The following is a 17959-nucleotide window of genomic DNA, read 5'->3' on the forward strand; positions in this document are numbered from 1 at the left end:
GCAGTGCTCGCTGTCCTTGTCCGGCTCGGTGAAAAGCGCCACGAATGCCAGGCCAGGAAACTTTTTTGCAAAAAAGTTTCCCCCCTGGCCGCCGGAGGCCGCTTTTCGTCCTATGCGCCAGCCGCAAAGGGGCTGGGTTCGATGTCCTCGAGTTCCTTGGTCCGGGCCTCGCCCAGGATGCGCGCCGCCAAAAAGGACGGGGTCATGCGCTCCAGGTGCAGCTCGAAGGTCAGGGTGAACAGATCCTCGAACAACTCCTGCACCTTGGAATTGGTGGAATTGAGGTACACGTCGTGGCTGTCCACGTTCCACACCACATCGAACACGGCCGGGATGGGCAGGCTGCGGGCCATGAGCCGCAGCCGGACCTGCTCGGCGAGTTCGGTCTTGCGGTCCTTGGTCACGAAATTGCGTCCGTCTTCCTTTCCGGCCTGCCGCTCGGCGTCCAGGGCCACGCGCAGATGCTTCTTGAACACGGCGGGCGAGATGCGCCGGGTGTCCAGACGCAGGGCGAAAAGCAGATAGTGGGCCTTTTGGGGCGGGGCCGAGGCGAAACGGTTGTCCAGCATGTCTTCAAAGGACACCCAGCCGAAAGACCGCTCTTCGGCCGTGGCGTCGATGTCCTGGAAGGCGTGGTGTTTGAGGATGTCCACGGGCTCCCGGAGCACGGCGTCCGGGACGTCTCCGACGATTTTATAGCGGGTGAAGCTTCCGCTTGCCGACATAAGGGGCACGGCATCCTCCTCTGATGTCCGGGGCGACCCGGCATGGTGGGCTTTTCTCGCGTCAGGCAAGAGGGTTCGATGATAGCCGCAATCGGCCCGGAAGCAAAGCCGCGTTAGTCCGGGTCCGGCGCGGCTATCGCCCAGTCGCGCCCTTCTCCCGGACGCAGGCGCACGAAGGTCAGTTCGTGCTTGTTGTGGGACAGGTGCAGAAGCCTGCCGCCGGGAATGGCCGCAAGCGCCGCGATGGCGGAAAAATCCGTCTCGCCCTGGAACTTGACCGTACACACCAGGCGCGGGCAGTCGGGCCGGGCCACGAGCCGCGTGAGAAAGGTCACCAGCCGGGCCGGATAGCAGATCACGTCCCAAAAAAGCCAGGACAGGCCGGGATGGTCGGCCGCATCCACGGCAAAGGCGCTGCCCGGAAGGTACGACACCCCGGGCATGGCCGCCACGCGCGGGTCCAGCGGAGCCTTGTCCACGCAGGCGACCCGGGCCCCGAGACCGGCCAGCACCCAGGTCCAGCCGCCGGGACTGCCCCCCAGGTCCAGGCAGACGTCATCCGGGCCGGGCATGATCCCCAGGCGGGTCAGGATCTCCCACAGCTTGAGATAGGCCCGGTTGGGCGGACCTTCCTTGTCCTCGTCGAACCGGTAGTCGCCGTCGGGCACGGGCTCGGAGGTTTTCGGAGAAAAGAGCAGGGTTCCCTCGTCCCACAGGGTGAACGCCCCCAGGGGAGAGGTCGGCAGGGGCTCGCCGAAGATCAGGGGCCTGGCCGAGACCTTGGGGAGCTTGGCGACCACCAGGGCCGCGCGCCGGAAATGCCCCACGGGCACGCAGGCCCAGTTGCGCTGCACGGCCTTTAAGGTCTTGGCCGCATCCGAAATGGAGGCCATGGGCGAAAAGGCCGGTTCGAGCCAGATGTTGGCCGCAAAGGCGGCGGGATATGGCGGCCCGGCGGCCACGACCAGGGGGGCGCGCACGGCCGTGATCTCGCGTACGGCCCCGAGCTCGCGGGTCAGGTCGGGCAGAAGCCCGTGGGGGGCCTGATAGACGGTGAAGTTCATGGTCTGCATGGGAAGGAGGTTGGCGGCGGGCTAGGCCTCAGGCCCCAGGTATTCCAGGCCAAGGAGGCTGATGTCGTCGCGGGGCCGGGCCTCGCCTCCGAAATGGTCCAGCCCCCGGCCCATGGCGGCCACGATCTCGGTCACGGGCCGGTCGGCGGCGGGCCGCACGATGTCGAAAAACCGCCCTTCCCCGAAATACTCCCCGGCCTCGTTCTGGAAATCCACCAGACCGTCGCTATACAAAAGCACCTTCTCGCCCGGGGCCAGGGTGCGGGTGGTTTCCTCGAAGGGGGCGAAGCCCTCCAGGCCGATGATGGTGCCCCGGTCGTCCAGGGTGTGCAGGCGGCCGTCCGGGAAAAGCAGCACGGGCGCAGGATGCCCGGCGTTGGCGTAGGTCAGAAGCCCCGTGCGCACGTTTAAGACCATGTAGGCGATGGTGAAAAACCTGGAGAACTTGATGTAGGGAAACTCCCAGTCCAGGCGCGTGAGCACGTCCTTGGGCGGGGCCACGGAGATGCCGCCCGCAACACGGTCGATGAGCGTGCTGCGCTGGTAGTGCATGAAGTTGTAGACCGACAGGGCCACCAGGGACGAGGCCACGCCGTGTCCGGACACGTCGAGCATGTACAGGCCCACATGGTCCTGCCCCAGGGGAAAAACGTTGAAGATGTCGCCGCCGATGGTCTCGCAGGGCCGAAACTCCCAGGCGAAGCGAAAGGTCCGGTTGGCCGAGACGCGCCTTGGCAAAAGGCTCTGCTGGATCTCGGCGGCGGCGTCCAGATCCTGCTGGTGGCGGCTTTGTTTTTTGAGCAGTTCGCGCTTCTGCTTTTCCAGAAAGGTGACGTCCTGGATGTTTAAGACCAGGTTGCCGCCGGGCATGGAGGAAAAATGGATCTGGCAAAACCGATGCAGCCGGTTTTTGTCCAGGCAGGGATAGATGGCGTGCCAGACATGCCCGGCCAGGACGCCGCCGGGAAAATTGTCCCGCACGTCCTGGGCCAGGGTGGTTTCCGGGAAGACCACCCGGGCGAAATCGTCCAGGGTGGCGAAGGCCCCGGCAGGATAGCCGAAGATTCGCTCCATGCCCGGGCTGCAAAAGACGAATTCCCCGCTGGGCGCGGCCACGGCGATGCCGTCGCCGGAGTGCTCCAAGATGGCGGCGGTGAATTCCTTTTCGGCGCGCAGTTCGCGTTCCCGGGCCTTGCGCTCGTCGGTCTCCCGTTTGAGGCGAAGCGCCGCCTCCACCCGCGCGGCCATCTCGGCCATGCGGCCCTGTTTTTTGACGTAATCCAGGGCTCCGGCGGCAAAGGCCCGTTCCAGGCATTCCTCGTCGTCGCTGACGGTGATCATGATCACGGGGATGTCCCGAAAGGCGGGGTCGGCCTTGATCCGGGCCAGGGTCGCGATGCCGCCCATGCCCGGCATGATGAGATCCATGATCACCAGATCGACGCCGCAACGGGAGAATGGCCCGACCCAGGTGAGTTCCCGGGCCAGAACCGCCAGGGCCGTTTCCCCGTCCCCGGCCTCCAGGATCGTCCTCACCCCCGGCTTTGGGGCGAAACGTTCCAGCATGTCGCGTAAAAAAAAGCGGTAGGCCTCGGAGTCGTCGACGATCAGGATGCGCATGTGGGAGTCCAAAAAGAGGTCATGCCGACCGGTCGCTCCCGTCTTCCCGGTTTTGCCCCATGGCGAAAAAGTCGCTTAGCCGTAGCATATTCAAAAGCTTTTTTATCTGGGGGCTGGGATTTTGCAGTCGGAAGCGCCGCCCCGCAGACTCGGCCCGACGCCGCAGTCCGATGAGAAACCCGATCCCGGAACTGTCCATGAAGGTCACGCCCGAGAGGTCGGCCACCACTTCGTGGCAACCGTCGGCGGAGAGGAGGTGTTCCATGCGCACCTTGTATTCCTGGATCATGTCCATGACGATTTCGCCGCCAAGCACCATGACCACGCGCTCACCTTCACGCCGAACCTCGAAACCTTCCATGGCGACTCCCCTTCCTGCAACGCGGCGGACAGACGCCCCGGCCGACGCCGTTTACGGATGTATCCTACCACTACCCTCTTTGTTGTCCCTGGGCAACGGGCAATCGCCGCCTCAGGCATGGCCTGCGACGTACCGCGCCCGGCGCGGCGGATCGCCAGCGGCCTCGGCCGCCATGGCCGCGGCCAGTTCCCCCAGGCGGCGCACCCCGTCCTGGTAGGGCTCGGTCAGGGGGCTGCCGTAGCTTAACCGGATGCAGGTGTTGAACTTGTCCTGGGTGGAGAAAATGCCGCCCGGGGCCACGCCGATGCCCGCCTCCTTGGCCCGGAAATAAAACTCGCCGCCGTCCACGCCGCCGGGAAGCTCGATCCACATGACCGAGCCGCCACGCGGGTTGGTGGCCTTGGTTCCGGGCGGAAAATGGCTCCCCACCAGGGCGCGCATGGTGCGCATCTGTTTCTCCAAGGCCTGCTGCAGGCGGCGCAGGTGGCGGTCGAAGCCGCCCAGACGCAGGTATTCGGCCACGGCCATCTGGGTGGGGGTGGCCGAACACACGTTGGTGGTGCCCTTGAAGTCAAAGGCCCGGTCGTAGAACCGGCCGGGGATGATCCAGCCCACCCGGTATCCGGCGGACAAGGTCTTGGAAAAGGAGGAACAGGTCAGAACCAGCCCCTTTTCGTCGAAGCTTTTCATGATGGGCGGACGCGTGGGGCCGTAGTGCATCTCGCCGTACACGTCGTCCTCGATGAGCGGGATGTCCCGGGCCGCCAGCATGGCCACGATCTCCCGCTTGGCCGCCTCGGGCATGAGCGCGCCGTCGGGATTGTTGAAATTGGGGGTGAAGATGCAGGCCTTGACGTCGAACTTGCGCAAGATCCCGGCCAGATCCGCCGGGTTCACCCCGCACTCCGGGCACGACGGGGCCTCGATGGCCCGAAGCCCCAGGTATTCGAGGATCTGCAGAAAGCAGTAGTAGGACGGCGAGGCGATGACCACATTGTCTCCGGCCCGGGTCACGGCCCGCACGGCGATGAAAAGCGCCTCCAGAGCCCCGGAGGTGATCATCACCTCGGAGGCCCCCACCTCGGCCCCGGCATCCAGGCAGCGAAAGGCGATCTGGCGGCGCAAACGCTCATTCCCAGCCACGGTCTCGTAGCGCAGGCAGGCCTCGGGGTCGTCGCGCACGACCTGGGTCATGATCCTGGCCAGGGTCTTGGCGGGCAAAAGCTCCTCACCGGTCTTGGCCACGCCGAAGGGCAACATGTCGTCGCGGCCCATGGTGTCCAAGACCTGGCGGATGAGCGTGTTGCGGCTGACCTCGCGCGGCTCGTCCGAGACGCCAACCTTGCGGCAGGGACGCGGCAGCCGTTGGCCCCGCTCCCGCACGAAATAGCCGGACTTGGGCCTGGCCTCGATCACCCCCTGGCGCTCCAGTTCCAGATAGGCCTGGCCGATGGTGGAGACGCTGACGCCCAGCCTGGTCCCCAGCGCCCGCAGGGAGGGGATCTTCTCCCCCGGCCCAAGCTCCCCGGACTCGATGCGGGCCAGGATGTGCTTTTCCACGGCCACATAGCGAAACGTTCCGGCCCGTGCGGCGGCATTCTCCATCTCCGACCCCCCTTGGCGGCGCGTCTCCCGCCGTACGCGGCAGGCGACGCCTGACAGGATTTCATTCCCTCAAACCCGCAGTGATCCCGACACCCGGCGGGCTGTTATGCCCATTTTTTCGTAAAACTGTATCTGTCCTGATAACAGTTTTTCTGGTCTAAGCCAAGACGTGACGCCGTGGCGCAGATGCGTTCGGCCGCAGGAAACCCCAACCCGGAGGGAAGGATCATGTTTGCAAACCGCGCCCACGAAGACGTGCTCTTGGCCGGAAAAAACCTGGGACTCCTGGACGTGCTGGCGCGTCGGCTGGCCGACGCCGAATGGGTCCGGCGGCGCAAACGGGCCCTGGCCAACCTGTTTTCCGCCCGCAAGTCCCTGACCGCCACCCTGGACGACGGCAAACCCCTGGCCGTGACCGGGGCCGGATACTGCCGGGTGGAGTGCCTGTCGGGCCGGGCCTGGGTCACGGCCGAGGACGTGGCCCGGGACTTCGCCCTGGCCCCGGGGCAACGCCTGGTCCTGGCCGACGGCGGCCGGATCGTGGTCAACGCCGTCAAGGGGACGGCCCGGGTGCGGCTGCGCTGGGCCTGAAACCGCCTGTGCCGGGGCTGTCGGCAGTTCATGCCCAGTGGCCTTTGGCGCACCATCACACAAGGAGGGCTCCCATGGCTCACATCGGAATTCTCATCTGCGGGCGCTACAGTTCGTGCGCCGGGGGAAAATGCCTGCGTTCCATGAAGGAACGGGTCGGCGGATTTGCGCAGTACCCCGAAGAGGAGGAGTTGACCCTGGTCGGATATGCCTCTTGCGGCGGCTGTCCGGGGGGAAACGTGGAATATGCGCCCCTGGAGATGATCAAGAACGGGGTGTCGGTGATCCATCTCGCCACGGGCTTGGTCGTCGGCTATCCCCCCTGTCCGTACATCCGGCAGTTCAAGGACTACATCGAGGGCGCCTTCCGTATCCCGGTTGTCGTCGGCACGCACCCCATCCCCTTGAAATACCAGATGACCCACGCCTCTCTCCCGTTTTGGAAGGACATGGGGATGGCCGACCTTGCCGGGCGCCTTTTCGCGGAAGACCGCCAGACCATGGCCCTGTACGACTAATCCAGGCAAGGAGCATGCCGATGAACATGGGCGACATCCCCTTTGGCGTCACCGAGTGGGCAGGCGTCGAAACGACGGAACACGCGGGTACGACCGGCACGGCGCTCTGGCGCACCCGGACCTTCGGCCCGGCCGAAAACCCCATCCGGGTGCGCATGGTTTCCTATTCACCGGGTTATCTGGCCGACCACTGGTGTCGCAAGGGGCACATCCTGCTGTGCCTGGAAGGCGAATTGCACACCACGCTTGAAGATGGCCGACGTTTCACCCTCACGCCCGGCATGAGCTACCAGGTGGCCGACAACGCCGAGGCGCACCAATCGGCGACCCCGACCGGGGCGAAACTGTTCATCGTCGATTAAGGAGTGTCGCCCGGCGCAGGCTCCGCCGCCTCCAGACCGTCACCCCATGGGAACCGGCCCGCCTTGCCCGCGCAGCGGTTTGCTGGTAACCGGAAGACGCGAAATCGAAAAACCTTCTGTCGCGCTTCCGGAGGCCCTCATGACCGACGCCTGCCCCTTCCCGGCCATCGACGCCAGCATCCCGGTTCTCGGGAAGGCCAAGATCCCCTCGCCGCTCCCCTATTGCCGGTTCATGGACGATACGACCCGGACCAGGATCGAACTCACAGGCGAGGATCTCGACGAGATCACCACGCCGTGTTTCGCCGAATTCGAGGTCGCCGGGCCCCGGGGCAAACTCTATTTCGACTCCTCCAAGGCCAAGGCCGCCATCGTCACCTGCGGCGGCCTGTGCCCGGGCATCAATGACGTCATCCGGGCCATCGTCATGGAGGCCCATCACAACTACGACATCGCCGCCACGTTGGGCATCCGCTACGGGCTCCAGGGCTTTATCCCCTCCTTCGGCCACTCCCTCATGGAACTGACCCCGGAAAACGTCTCGGACATCCACCAGTTCGGCGGCACCATGCTCGGGTCCAGCCGGGGGCCGCAGGAACCGGCCGATATCGTGGACGCCTTGGAGCGGTTCAACGTGAGCATGCTGTTCATCATCGGCGGGGACGGCACCATGCGGGCGGCCCGCAAGATTCAGGAGGAGATCACGGCCAGGCGGGGGAAGATATCGGTCATCGGCGTGCCCAAGACCATCGACAACGACATCAGTTTCGTCACCAAGTCCTTTGGCTTCGACACCGCCGTGGAAAAGGCCACCGAGGCCATTCGCTGCGCCCACACCGAGGCCCTGGGGGTCTTAAACGGCGTGGGGCTGGTCAAGGTCATGGGCCGCGAGTCGGGGTTCATCGCCGCCCAGGCCACCCTGGCCTTAAAAGAGGTCAACTACGTGCTGGTGCCGGAATATCCCTTCACGCTGCACGGCGACCACGGGCTTCTTCCGTCTCTGGAAAAACGCCTGGCCCGCCGCCGCCATGCGGTCATCGTGGCCGCCGAGGGCGCGGGGCAGCATCTCCTGGCCGCCTCAGGCAGAAAGGACGCCTCGGGCAACCCGGTCCTGGGCGACGTGGCCAGCCTCCTGACCAGCGAGATCGAAGCCTCTTTCAAGTCCAAAAACCTGCCCCTGACGCTCAAATACATCGACCCCAGCTACATCATCCGCTCGGTTCCGGCCAACGCCAACGACCGGGTCTATTGCGGCTTCCTGGGGCAGCACGCCGTGCATGCGGCCATGGCCGGGAAGACCGGCATGGTGGTCAGCAAGCTGTTCGGCCGCTACGTCCACCTGCCCTTCGACCTGGTCACCCGCAAACGCAAAAAGCTCAACGTGCATTCCGACTACTGGCGGGCCGTGCTGGAATCCACCGGGCAGCATGGGGTGACCCCCCTGCCCGGGGATGAGGCCACCCTGTGCCTGAAAAAGGACGGCTAGTGTGGCGCTTACAAAAAACATTTCTGTTTTTTGTGAATAAAAATCATAAACGGAAATTCCCGAACGCAACACGAGCCCGGCGTCCGGGACCGCTTTTCCGATCCCGGATTTCGATCTTCCCGCACCGCGCCCCGCAGGCGCCAGCCGGGTCGCGGTCGGCGTCAGCCGTGCGGATCAGGCGTTATTCGAGGAAATAGTCCACCACCCGGCGCTCCTCGGCCACGGCCTTGATGAAGGCCACGCAGTCCTGATGGCGGGGATGCCCGGCGTAGGTTTTGAGGTCGTCGGCGTTGTCGAATTCGGAATAAAGGATGGCGTGGGTCTCGGGGGCGGACTCCAGGATGTCCGTGCCCACGTGCAGGCGCTTGACCTGGGGGATGACGGCGGGCAGGGCCTCGAGGATTTCCTTCATTTTCGCGGCGTTTTCGGCCCGCGTGCCCTGTTCGGTATGTTCCTTGAGCTTCCACATGACGATGTGTACGAGCATGGTCGGTTCCTCTTCCGGTTCGGGTGGATGGGGTCACACAAGGCAGTCCATGCCCTTGCGTTCCAAGAGATCGAGGAGCTTGGCGGAAGGCCCGCTTGGTTTTTTCCGGCCCATTTCCCACTGTTGCACCGTGGACAGGCCGACGTTCAAGAGGGCGGCGAGCACCGCCTGGCTCAAGTGCGCCGATTCCCTGATCCGTTTGACGTCGGCGGAATGGAACTCCCGCCGGGGAGGCAGACACAGGGATTCGATCTGCCGCAAGGTGATGGGCGACATCCCCCCCGCCTCATGGATGTCCCTGGCCATTTCCAGGGCTCGCTCAAGATGCCTGCTCATTGTCCACCCGCCTGATTTCGTAAAGTTTTTTATCGCGCACGAGTCGCATGAGCACCCCGTCATCCGCCGAGAGGTAACATTCGCAAACCCCGGCCAGGGCCTCCGCTTCCCGGGGCGTCAGGTTTCCCTTTTCGTTCTTGGCGAAGGCATCAACAAAGAAAATTCGATCCGAGCGGGTCCGTTTGTAGGCGACGATCAGCCGATACCCGCCGCGTTTCCCCTGCCCACGTCTGGCAACCCGTTTCTTGAAGAGCCCCCTGCCCAGGTCGGCCTCGACCTGCCCGGCCGCGAATTCACGTGCCGCCTTCCATAACGCCGCGTCATCAATGTCCTCGTCCCGGGCGAAACGATGAAAGGACCGATGTGCAAAGACACGCATTACAAACTGTCTCACCTAGTAAGCAAGTTGTCAAGAAATCCCCAGCGGATCACAGCATGGACAGGGCCTGCACGACCCGTTCGACAAGCTCCTCCAGGGGGGCCTCGGGCAGGCTGACATGGGCCGCCGCCAGGTACAGGGGCTCGCGTTCGGCCAGGGTGGCCTTGATCTCCTCGGCCAGCTCCAGGCCCGTGAGGCTCGGCCGCTGGTCGGGCTTGAAATCGGCCAGAAGGCGCTCGGCCAGCCGCTCTGGGTCGGCCTGGAGGTAGACCGCCACCCCCCGGGCCAGCACCTTCCGATTCTCCGGCAAAAGCACCGCGCCGCCCCCCGTGGCCACCACCCGGCCCGGGGTCTTGGCCGTCTCGGCCAGGATGTCCCGCTCGATCTCCCGGAACCGTTCCCAGCCCTCGCGCTCCACCAGGGCGGCGATGGTCTCCCCCCGGAGCTCGCGAAACACCTCGTCCAGGTCCAGAAACGGCCGCTCCAGTCGCTCCGCCAAAAGCCTGCCCAGGCTGGTCTTGCCCGAGGCCCGGGGACCGACCAGATAGATGTTGTGCGGCGTGGTCACGGCCATGTGTGTGCCTCCAGTTGCGGGATGGCAGGGCATACCGCGCCCCGGGCCGAATGGGAAGCCCCGGCCGGGGCGGGGTGCAAATCGCGGGCAGGAATGCTACAGGATCGCCAGGCCGCGCTCGGCGGCGCAGGGAGACGCGCACATGCTCGACAATCTGGCCGTGGTCCTTTTCCGGCCCAAATTTGCGGAAAACGTGGGCGCAACCGCCCGGGCCTGCGCCAACATGGGCGTTTCCCGGCTCATCCTGGTGGCCCCCCGCGACGACGACCCGGGCCGGGCCGAGGCCCTGGCCACGGCCAAGGGCCGGGAGGTGCTGGCCGGGGCCGTGCGCTGCCCGGACCTGGAAACGGCCCTGGCCCCCTTTTCCCGGGTCTACGGCGCCACCGCCCGCATCGGCGGCTGGCGCAAGGGCTTCGTCACCCCACGCGCGGCCGCGGCCGAGATCGTCCCGGCCCTGGCCCTGGGCGAGGCCACGGCCCTGGTCTTCGGCCCCGAGGACGCCGGGCTCGCCAACCAGGAAACCCGGTTGTGCGGCCGCCTGGTGACCATCCCCACAACCGACGGGGCCACTTCCTTGAATCTGGCCCAGGCCGTGCTGATCCTGTTGTACGAATGTCTCACCACGGCCCGGGATCATGCCCGTCCCGGCGGTCCCCCGGCCGCCGTCACGCCCCCCGGGGCGGCCAACGTCGGCCGGGAGATCACCCACTCCGAACGCGAGGCCCTGTTTTCGGTTCTGGGAAAGGCCCTTTCGGCCATCGACTTTCTCAAGGACGACAACCCCGACTATTTCCTTTTACCCATGCGCCGCTTCGCCGAACGGGTGCGCCCCACCCGGGCCGAATTCAACATGCTCATGGGGGTATGCCGCCAGATCCTGTGGGCCACGGGGCGAACCAGCGCGGCCCCCGGCCCCGCGTGCGGCGACCGCGAACGCCGATCCCCCAACAGGGACTCCTGACGAACCGGAAACAATCTTTCCCGGCGAGGCGATACAAGGGCCGCTTGTCCGTTTCGCCAATGGACCTTCCCGGCCTCGGCCCGTATACGGAACACAACCCTTCTTCAAAGCCGGACGGTCATCACATGCCCATGTCCACACTTCAAACGCGCCCCGGACTCCTGGCCCTCCTGGCCCTCCTGGCCCTCCTGGCCGCCCTGTGCCTTGTTTTCCCAGCCGCCCCGTCCCCGGCCGAAGAGCCCCCGGCGGACCAGCGCCTGCTCATGCAACAAGCCCGGCAGGATATCAGGGAATCGAGCCGGGTCATCGCCCAAAGCCGGAAGGAACTTGAAGCCAAGCGGGAGGAGATCGAGGAATCCGTGGCGGCCCTCAAGCGCACCCGCGAGGAACTGACCCTATGGGCCTGGATGGCCGACAATCCATGGGATCTGCGCGACGTCATGGAGGGCGTGGACGACCTGGGCCGCAAGGCCCGATCCCTTCTTGGCAGCCCGGACGCCTATGAGGCCGACATCGCGCATGAGTTGAACTATCTGAACAAGGTGGAAGCCCGCATCACCCAGAGCCTAAGCGACGGGTTGAGCCCCGAGGCCGATGTGCAGCTTCGCCTGATCCTGGGCGATTTGATTTCGCTGCGCGTGCGCCTGGACGATCTGCGCACGGACATCGAGAGTACCCTGAGCCCGGCCAGGGATTTTTTGGAAACGGTGGATGCCTGGAAAACCTCCCTGGCGAACGAGCTCAACGCCGCCTGGCGGCCCTACTATTTCGCCCAGGATCCCTGGATTTCCGATCTCACCGATCCGGAAACCATGTCCCAGATGTTACGCGGCTGGGTCAAGTCGACGCTCTTGGCCTTCTCCGTCTCCAGCCAGGCCCGGGGCGCCACAGACTGGTTGGTGACCCTGGCGACGGCTTTGGCCATCGCCGTGGCGCCATGGATGGTTCTGCGCCGTTTGCGGCGCCGGTTTCCGGCGCTCACCGCCCATGCGGACGCCGTCCACCAGTTCAGCCGGGCCCTGGCCTGCCTGTGCTCCGGCCTGGCCGTGGCCTTTCTCGCCTCACGGCTCGGATTCGTCCTGTACTCCGAGATGTCCGCCATGGGGGAGGTGTTTTTCACGGCCGCCCTGGTTCTGGCCTCCCGGGGCCTGACGCTTGCGTCCGCCGGCCCCCTCTCGTCGCCGCGCACCTTCACCCGCTGGCCCCTGTGGGGACTTTTCTGTCTGGGGCTTATGCTCCAGGTGCCCGGCATCCCCGACCCCCTGGCCACGCCGCTCTTCGCCCTGGCCCTGTGCGTCGCCGCCTCTTTGGTCAGGCATCATGGCCGCACGGCCGAGACCCGCCTGGATGCGGCCATTGCCGCCTGCTGCGTGTTCCTTCTGCCCATTCTGGCCCTGTGCACCCTGGCCGGATACACCCGGGCGGCCATCCTGGGCACATCGGTGCTTTTTTATGCGGTCCTGTCCGTGCGGATGTCCGTGGCCATCGGGCTTCTGCTCGAACGCCTGCGCGACCGGCTGGGCAAAGGAAACAAGCACATCCTGGTCCGGGCGGTTCTTTCCGGGCTGGGATTGCCGCTGGTGTTTTTGACGGTGTTTTTTTTCTGCCTGGTTTTCGCCTCCACCCAGTTCGAGGCCCGCGACATCTTCGCCGCCCTCCTTGCCCAGGAAATCCACCTCGACTATGTGACGTTAAGCGCCCAAAACATCCTGGCCGTGATCCTGGCCTTCTACCTGACCCGGATGGCCATTGCCGCCTCCCGGTCGTTTCTCCTGCATCCCTCCTCGCCCTCGCACCGGTCGAAAAAGCGCGGCGTGGCCGCCAGCACCCTGGCCACCATCGTCGGTTACCTGTGGTGGGCCGGGTTCACCCTGTGCGCCCTGCTTCTGGTGGGCTTCTCGCCCACGGGGCTGGCGGTGGTGGCCGGGGGATTGAGCGTGGGCATCGGGTTCGGGCTGCAAAACATCGTCAGCAACTTCATAAGCGGGTTGATCCTGCTTTTCGGCCGCGCCGTGGAACCCGGCGACGTGCTCATCCTGGGCAGCGACATGGTCGTGGTGCGCCGGGTGAACATCCGCAACACCGTCGTTGCGACAATGGACAACGCCACGGTGTTCGTGCCCAATTCCGAACTGATCACCGGCCGACTGACCAACTTAAGCCACAAGGATCCCACCGTGCGCCGGGAGATCGCCGTGGGGGTGGCCTACGGCTCGGAGCGCGAACTCGTCCAGCGGCTGCTGCTTGCGGCCGCCGCACAAAGCCCCCGGGTGCTCACGGAACCGGCCCCGTCCGTGGTCTTCACCGACTTCGGGCCAAGCGCCCTGGAATTCCGGCTGCGGGTCTGGATCAACGAACCCCAGGACGGCCTGACCATCGTCTCCGGCGTGCGCGAGGCCATCGACGACCTCTTCCGGCAACACGGCGTGGAGATCTCCTTTCCCCAGACCGATGTGCATCTGCGCACGGCCCCGGGCCTGGACAAGGCCCTTGACGCGGCCCGCCAGGCCTGGAACACCAGCCGCAGGAACGCCCGGCCCGAACCGGACCCCGCGCCAGGGGCCCCCGCCACGGCCTCCGACACCCCAGGGAGAAACACGCCATGAGCGATGCGACGACAAAAAAATCCAAGGTCTTTTTCGCCGACCTGCGGGCCCGCACCCCCCGGGAAAACCGCACCATGAAAATCAAAAAGCTCTTTGACGCCGCCGGGTTCGCCTCATGCGTCAAGCCCGGCGACTTAACCGCCGTCAAACTGCATTTCGGGGAGCGCGGCTGCGACACCCACACAAGCCCCACCCTGGTCCGGGCCGTGGTGGACAAGATCGCCGAGCGCGGCGGCCGCCCGTTCCTGACCGACACCAACACCCTGTATTCCGGCTCCCGCCACAACGGCGCGGACCACCTGCTCACAGCCCTGGAGCACGGTTTCGGCTTCGAGGTCACGGCCGCGCCCATCCTCATCGCCGACGGCCTGTCCAGCACCAACGTGGCCGAGGTGCCCATCCACCGCAAACATTTCCAGACGGTCAAGATCGCGGGCGACATCGTGGCCGCCCAGAGCATGCTGGTCATCTCCCATTTCAAAGGCCACGAGATGGCCGGGTTCGGCGGCGCCGTGAAAAACCTGGCCATGGGCTGCGCCCCGCGCGTGGGCAAGCAGGAGCAGCACTGCGTGCGCTTCCGGGTGGACGAGAAAAAATGCGTGGGCTGCGCCGCCTGCTTCAAGGTCTGTCCCCAGAAGGCCGTGGCCATGGCCGAAAAAAAAGCCCATATCGACCCGGAAAAATGCATCGGCTGCGGCGAATGCCTCACCGTGTGCCAGGACAAGGCCGTGGGCCTGGATTTCCGCACCGATCTTTCGGAATTCATGGAGCGCATGGTGGAATACGCCTACGGGGCCATCAAAAACAAACGCAATCGGGTGGGGTTCATCAACATCCTCACCAACGTCACCCCGGACTGCGACTGCGTGCCCTGGAGCGACGCCCCCCTGGTGCCCGACATCGGCTTTCTGGCCTCCACCGATCCCGTGGCCCTGGACGCGGCCTGCTTCGACCTGGTCAACGCCCAGACCGCCAATCCCGGGGCCATGCTCACCGCCTGTACCTGCCCCGGCGAAAACAAGTTCGCCGGGTGCTGGCCCGAAACCAAGGGCGAAATCACCTTCGTGCATGGCGAGGCCGTGGGATTGGGACGTCGCGCCTACGAACTGATTCCGCTTACGGAGCGGTCCTCGACGTCACATGCGCCCCATGCTAAGGCATCGCACGACATCAAGAAGTGACGCCAAACGGCGGCCAGCCCAGGGGCAGGGTCGCCGTTTCTCCGAAAAGACCGCTTCCGATCTCCGGAGTCAAAGGCGTGGCGCGGACAAAAAACGGGGGATGCCTTGCCGGGTATTTCCCTTTTCCCGCCCGGTGATGATCCTTGGGTGGTCCAAGGCCATTTCCCCAGCCGGGCGGGTTTTATCTTTTCCGGAGGTCCAGGTGGACAAGACGACCCTTCAGGCCCTGCAGATCACCAAGGAAATCGTGGTCAAATTCGTGGAGACCGGACGCATCTCGCCCGGCAACTTCGCTGAACACTTCGGCCCCATCTACCGCGAGGTGCTGCGCACCATCGGCGGACAGGCCCCGGCCGTGACCGCCGACGACACGGCCGAACCCGACGGCGAGACGCCGTAGAGCGGAGACGGGGAGGAGAGGACAAAGCCCCCACCGGGGGAAATCATTTCCCCCGGACCCCCTGACTCCGGGCGCCGCCGCCCGGGCGAAGCCCGGACGGCGGCGCCCGGAAAGACAGGGGATGCGGGGAAGATGATCCCGCCGGTACGGCAAAAGGACGCGAAGCGCGTGAAAAGTTTTTGAAGAGGGGTCCAGGGGGGAAACTTTTTACAAAAAGTTTCCCCCCTGGCCGCCGGAGGCATATGACCCACCCCGCCCCAGTCCCGCCCGACGACGCCGAGCACGGCCGCCGCGTGGCCGGCATGTTCGGCCGCATCGCGCGGTTTTACGATTTTTTGAACCACGCCCTGAGTCTCGGGCTGGATGTCCTGTGGCGGCGCAGGCTGGCGGCGGGCATCGGGCTGGCCCCGGACCATGCCGGGTACGTCCTGGATCTGGCCGCCGGGACCATGGACGTGACCCTGGAGATTGCCCGCCGCCACCCCCGGGCGCATGTCGTGGCCGCCGATTTCACCCTGCCCATGCTGCAGCGCGGCCAGGGAAAGATCTCCCCGACAGCCGCGTCGCGCCTTTTCCCGGTGCAGGCCGACGGCCTAGCCCTGCCCCTGCATGACGCCAGCATGGACGCGGCCACCATCGCGTTCGGCATCCGAAACATCCGGCCCCGGCAGGCGGCCTATGCCGAGATGCTGCGGGTGCTGAGGCCCGGGGCACGGTTTTGCATCCTGGAATTCGGCACGGGCAAACGCCGCATCTGGGGCGGGGCTTACAATTTCTACCTGACCCGCATCCTGCCCGGCTTCGGACGGCTGGTGTCCGGCGACGCCGCCTACCGCTATCTGGCCGACACCATCCGGGCCTTTCCCGACGAACAGGCCCTGGCGGAGGAGCTGACCCAGGCCGGATTCGTCTCCGTCACCTACACCCCCCTGGCCTCGGGCATCGTGTTCCTCCATACCGCCGTAAGGCCGTAACGCCACGGGTACGACGGGATAGGCGCCGCACCGCGTTTTTCCCGCGCCTTGCCGCCTCCCGCAACAGTTGAAGCTGACGCATACAGGAAAACTTGCCAACTGACGGTTGAATCCCGAAAACGCTCTCTTCTTTCGGCGTCCGTGATCATCCCGGCGAGCCTGAGGCTGTCTTTGCCGCGCCCTGGCCGCATCAAAACCATTGCATGACGGCTTTGAAACGACTATTCTGTTTTTAGAAGCATGCCTTAGGCTTCAAAGGATTGGCTTTACGACGCCACATAGCTCATCGACACACGACTGTCGCCTCATTCTCCATACGCAAAGGACATGCACCATGGACTTACAGCAGGCCCGCCAGTTCAATAAGTTCCTTTCGAAAGCGCGCTTCCCCCTGATCCTGTGCCTCGCCGTCCTGGTATGCGGACCATACGCCGCCATGGCCCAGGACGCCGCGCCCGGCCGTGCCCAGGCGACCGTGGAATCGGTCGAATCCGGGAAGTACTACACCCTGCGCAGGCTTTCGATCCCCGGGGAAGCCCCCATCTCCGAGATGATCATCAGCGGCCCGCCGACACCGCCGCCCGGCTACGAGGCCGAGCGCGTCCCCGTGGACCTGGCCAAGGCCGCCGCCAAGACCACGATCAAGATCCTGACCGCCCCGGCCTTCAACTGGGTCTTCGGGTGCTCGTCGGTATCAGGGGCGATGATCGCCGCATATTACGACCGAAACGGCTTCCCGAACATGTACACCGGTCCCACGGACGGCGGCGTCATGCCGCTTAACAATAGCGTCTGGGGCACCTGGTCGGACGGCACGTCCACCTATCCCAACCTGCCCCTGGCCGCATCGCACAACGGGGTGGACGGCCGCACAACCAAGGGCTCCATCGACGACTACTGGATCAAATACGGAAGCGAGGACTCGGACCCGTACATCTCGGGGGGCTGGACCCAACACGCTTGGAGCGACGCCATCGGCGACTACATGAAGACCAGCCAGTCCTACTACGACAACAGCGACGGTTCGACAACATTCTACAGCTGGACCAGTTCCGCGACTCCTCTGACCTGTGCCGACATGGAATCCGGTAGCATCGACACCCTTGACGGCACCTATGGGCGGAAGCTTTTTTACGAGGCCAGGGGATACACGGTCACCGACTGCTACAACCAGAAGACCGACAACGCCATCGCAGAAGGATTCTCGTTCGCCCAGTACAAGGCCGAGATTGACGCCGGACGGCCGGTCATGATCAACGTCACGGGGCATACCATGGCTGGAGTGGGCTACGACGACGCCACCAACACGATCTACATCCACGATACCTGGGATTACACCACGCACACCATGCCCTGGGGGGGCAGTTATTCCGGAATGACGATGTGGGGCGTCAGCATCGTCAATCTGGCCCCGGTCGCGACCGCTTCGCAGGCCCAACCCTGGGAGTTGCTGCTTTTGAACGAGGAATAGGACGGCAGGGCCTGCCGGAACAGACGGCGCGCCGGGCCGGATCGCCCCGGGGAAACGCCCCCCAGCCGGGCCACAACGCGGCCCGGCCGTTCCGGACGGAAACCTCCGGAGAGCGCCCGGGGTCAGCCGCCCAGATAGGCCCTTTTGATCTCGGGGTTGGCGCGAAGCACCGACGCCTTGTCCCGGCGCACCCTTAGTCCTTGGCTGTCCGGCCGTCGCCCGAGCCTCCTTTCCATCCTGGTTTTCCCC

The 17959-nt window shown here is 65.3% G+C and carries 19 protein-coding genes; 10 read left to right on the forward strand and 9 right to left on the reverse strand.

Annotated features, from left to right (window positions below):
- Positions 1 to 110: 110 nt before the first annotated feature.
- The 5 genes from V3572_RS01220 to V3572_RS01240 all read right to left on the reverse strand — a co-directional run bounded on the left by V3572_RS01220 (position 111) and on the right by V3572_RS01240 (position 5384).
- Positions 111 to 734 (reverse strand): hypothetical protein, encoded by a 624-nt coding sequence (locus V3572_RS01220; protein ID WP_332109147.1) that lies wholly within the window; start codon positions 732 to 734, stop codon positions 111 to 113.
- 104 nt (positions 735 to 838) lie between these two features.
- Entirely contained in the window at positions 839 to 1789 is a 951-nt protein-coding gene (locus V3572_RS01225) for an SAM-dependent methyltransferase (RefSeq protein WP_332109148.1), read from the reverse strand.
- Between the two features lie 30 nt (positions 1790 to 1819).
- Positions 1820 to 3418, reverse strand: coding sequence for a SpoIIE family protein phosphatase (locus V3572_RS01230; protein WP_332109149.1), 1599 nt, complete (start codon positions 3416 to 3418; stop codon positions 1820 to 1822).
- Between the two features lie 19 nt (positions 3419 to 3437).
- A complete protein-coding gene (locus V3572_RS01235; protein WP_332109150.1) occupies positions 3438 to 3779 on the reverse strand; it encodes an STAS domain-containing protein in 342 nt (113 codons plus the stop codon).
- Between the two features lie 111 nt (positions 3780 to 3890).
- Positions 3891 to 5384, reverse strand: coding sequence for an aminotransferase-like domain-containing protein (locus V3572_RS01240; protein ID WP_332109151.1), 1494 nt, complete (start codon positions 5382 to 5384; stop codon positions 3891 to 3893).
- Between the two features lie 228 nt (positions 5385 to 5612).
- On the opposite strand from V3572_RS01240, the gene V3572_RS01245 reads away from it, so the two are divergent.
- The 4 genes from V3572_RS01245 to V3572_RS01260 all read left to right on the forward strand — a co-directional run bounded on the left by V3572_RS01245 (position 5613) and on the right by V3572_RS01260 (position 8341).
- Positions 5613 to 5975 (forward strand): DUF2917 domain-containing protein, encoded by a 363-nt coding sequence (locus V3572_RS01245; protein ID WP_332109152.1) that lies wholly within the window; start codon positions 5613 to 5615, stop codon positions 5973 to 5975.
- Positions 5976 to 6049: 74 nt separating this feature from the next.
- Positions 6050 to 6493 (forward strand): CGGC domain-containing protein, encoded by a 444-nt coding sequence (locus V3572_RS01250; RefSeq protein ID WP_332109153.1) that lies wholly within the window; start codon positions 6050 to 6052, stop codon positions 6491 to 6493.
- A 14-nt stretch (positions 6494 to 6507) separates the two neighbouring features.
- Positions 6508 to 6855 (forward strand): DHCW motif cupin fold protein, encoded by a 348-nt coding sequence (locus V3572_RS01255; RefSeq protein ID WP_332109154.1) that lies wholly within the window; start codon positions 6508 to 6510, stop codon positions 6853 to 6855.
- 139 nt (positions 6856 to 6994) lie between these two features.
- Positions 6995 to 8341 (forward strand): ATP-dependent 6-phosphofructokinase, encoded by a 1347-nt coding sequence (locus tag V3572_RS01260; RefSeq protein WP_332109155.1) that lies wholly within the window; start codon positions 6995 to 6997, stop codon positions 8339 to 8341.
- A 181-nt stretch (positions 8342 to 8522) separates the two neighbouring features.
- On the opposite strand, the gene V3572_RS01265 is transcribed toward V3572_RS01260, so the two are convergent.
- The 4 genes from V3572_RS01265 to V3572_RS01280 are packed head-to-tail and all read right to left on the reverse strand — an operon-like array spanning position 8523 to position 10117.
- The gene (locus V3572_RS01265) at positions 8523 to 8828 is read right to left on the reverse strand and encodes a Dabb family protein (RefSeq protein ID WP_332109156.1); all 306 of its coding nucleotides are present in this window, start codon (positions 8826 to 8828) and stop codon (positions 8523 to 8525) included.
- Between the two features lie 33 nt (positions 8829 to 8861).
- On the reverse strand, positions 8862 to 9164 hold the full coding sequence (locus V3572_RS01270; protein WP_332109157.1) for a helix-turn-helix domain-containing protein: 303 nt from the start codon (positions 9162 to 9164) through the stop codon (positions 8862 to 8864).
- The gene (locus tag V3572_RS01275) at positions 9148 to 9543 is read right to left on the reverse strand and encodes a type II toxin-antitoxin system RelE/ParE family toxin (RefSeq protein WP_332109158.1); all 396 of its coding nucleotides are present in this window, start codon (positions 9541 to 9543) and stop codon (positions 9148 to 9150) included. Before V3572_RS01275 ends, V3572_RS01270 begins: the two co-directional genes overlap by 17 nt.
- Positions 9544 to 9592: 49 nt before the next feature.
- Positions 9593 to 10117, reverse strand: a complete 525-nt coding sequence (locus V3572_RS01280; protein ID WP_332109159.1) for a shikimate kinase — start codon at positions 10115 to 10117, stop codon at positions 9593 to 9595.
- Positions 10118 to 10259: 142 nt separating this feature from the next.
- Here V3572_RS01280 and V3572_RS01285 point away from each other — a divergent pair, with 142 nt between their 5' ends.
- The 6 genes from V3572_RS01285 to V3572_RS01310 all read left to right on the forward strand — a co-directional run bounded on the left by V3572_RS01285 (position 10260) and on the right by V3572_RS01310 (position 17710).
- A complete protein-coding gene (locus V3572_RS01285; protein ID WP_332109160.1) occupies positions 10260 to 11078 on the forward strand; it encodes an RNA methyltransferase in 819 nt (272 codons plus the stop codon).
- Between the two features lie 131 nt (positions 11079 to 11209).
- Positions 11210 to 13684 carry a mechanosensitive ion channel domain-containing protein gene (locus V3572_RS01290; RefSeq protein WP_332109161.1) on the forward strand — a complete coding sequence of 825 codons (2475 nt, stop codon included), beginning with the start codon at positions 11210 to 11212 and terminating at the stop codon, positions 13682 to 13684.
- Positions 13681 to 14865, forward strand: a complete 1185-nt coding sequence (locus V3572_RS01295; protein WP_332109162.1) for a DUF362 domain-containing protein — start codon at positions 13681 to 13683, stop codon at positions 14863 to 14865. Before V3572_RS01290 ends, V3572_RS01295 begins: the two co-directional genes overlap by 4 nt.
- Positions 14866 to 15067: 202 nt before the next feature.
- Entirely contained in the window at positions 15068 to 15265 is a 198-nt protein-coding gene (locus V3572_RS01300; RefSeq protein WP_332109163.1) for a hypothetical protein, read from the forward strand.
- A gap of 242 nt (positions 15266 to 15507) precedes the next feature.
- Positions 15508 to 16239 (forward strand): ubiquinone/menaquinone biosynthesis methyltransferase, encoded by a 732-nt coding sequence (locus tag V3572_RS01305; protein WP_332109164.1) that lies wholly within the window; start codon positions 15508 to 15510, stop codon positions 16237 to 16239.
- 334 nt (positions 16240 to 16573) lie between these two features.
- The gene (locus V3572_RS01310) at positions 16574 to 17710 is read left to right on the forward strand and encodes a C39 family peptidase (RefSeq protein WP_332109165.1); all 1137 of its coding nucleotides are present in this window, start codon (positions 16574 to 16576) and stop codon (positions 17708 to 17710) included.
- Positions 17711 to 17959: the final 249 nt, after the last annotated feature.

It is taken from the genome of Desulfolutivibrio sp. (genome assembly GCF_036584575.1).
Taxonomy (GTDB): domain Bacteria; phylum Desulfobacterota; class Desulfovibrionia; order Desulfovibrionales; family Desulfovibrionaceae; genus Desulfolutivibrio.

Coding starts and splice junctions, on each gene's coding strand:
- V3572_RS01225 (WP_332109148.1), bottom strand. CDS start 1,789: ATGAACTTCACCGTCTATCAGGCCCCCCACGGGCTTCTGCCCGACCTG.
- V3572_RS01230 (WP_332109149.1), bottom strand. CDS start 3,418: ATGCGCATCCTGATCGTCGACGACTCCGAGGCCTACCGCTTTTTTTTA.
- V3572_RS01235 (WP_332109150.1), bottom strand. CDS start 3,779: ATGGAAGGTTTCGAGGTTCGGCGTGAAGGTGAGCGCGTGGTCATGGTG.
- V3572_RS01240 (WP_332109151.1), bottom strand. CDS start 5,384: ATGGAGAATGCCGCCGCACGGGCCGGAACGTTTCGCTATGTGGCCGTG.
- V3572_RS01245 (WP_332109152.1), top strand. CDS start 5,613: ATGTTTGCAAACCGCGCCCACGAAGACGTGCTCTTGGCCGGAAAAAAC.
- V3572_RS01250 (WP_332109153.1), top strand. CDS start 6,050: ATGGCTCACATCGGAATTCTCATCTGCGGGCGCTACAGTTCGTGCGCC.
- V3572_RS01255 (WP_332109154.1), top strand. CDS start 6,508: ATGCCGATGAACATGGGCGACATCCCCTTTGGCGTCACCGAGTGGGCA.
- V3572_RS01260 (WP_332109155.1), top strand. CDS start 6,995: ATGACCGACGCCTGCCCCTTCCCGGCCATCGACGCCAGCATCCCGGTT.
- V3572_RS01265 (WP_332109156.1), bottom strand. CDS start 8,828: ATGCTCGTACACATCGTCATGTGGAAGCTCAAGGAACATACCGAACAG.
- V3572_RS01270 (WP_332109157.1), bottom strand. CDS start 9,164: ATGAGCAGGCATCTTGAGCGAGCCCTGGAAATGGCCAGGGACATCCAT.
- V3572_RS01275 (WP_332109158.1), bottom strand. CDS start 9,543: ATGCGTGTCTTTGCACATCGGTCCTTTCATCGTTTCGCCCGGGACGAG.
- V3572_RS01280 (WP_332109159.1), bottom strand. CDS start 10,117: ATGGCCGTGACCACGCCGCACAACATCTATCTGGTCGGTCCCCGGGCC.
- V3572_RS01285 (WP_332109160.1), top strand. CDS start 10,260: ATGCTCGACAATCTGGCCGTGGTCCTTTTCCGGCCCAAATTTGCGGAA.
- V3572_RS01290 (WP_332109161.1), top strand. CDS start 11,210: ATGTCCACACTTCAAACGCGCCCCGGACTCCTGGCCCTCCTGGCCCTC.
- V3572_RS01295 (WP_332109162.1), top strand. CDS start 13,681: ATGAGCGATGCGACGACAAAAAAATCCAAGGTCTTTTTCGCCGACCTG.
- V3572_RS01305 (WP_332109164.1), top strand. CDS start 15,508: ATGACCCACCCCGCCCCAGTCCCGCCCGACGACGCCGAGCACGGCCGC.
- V3572_RS01310 (WP_332109165.1), top strand. CDS start 16,574: ATGGACTTACAGCAGGCCCGCCAGTTCAATAAGTTCCTTTCGAAAGCG.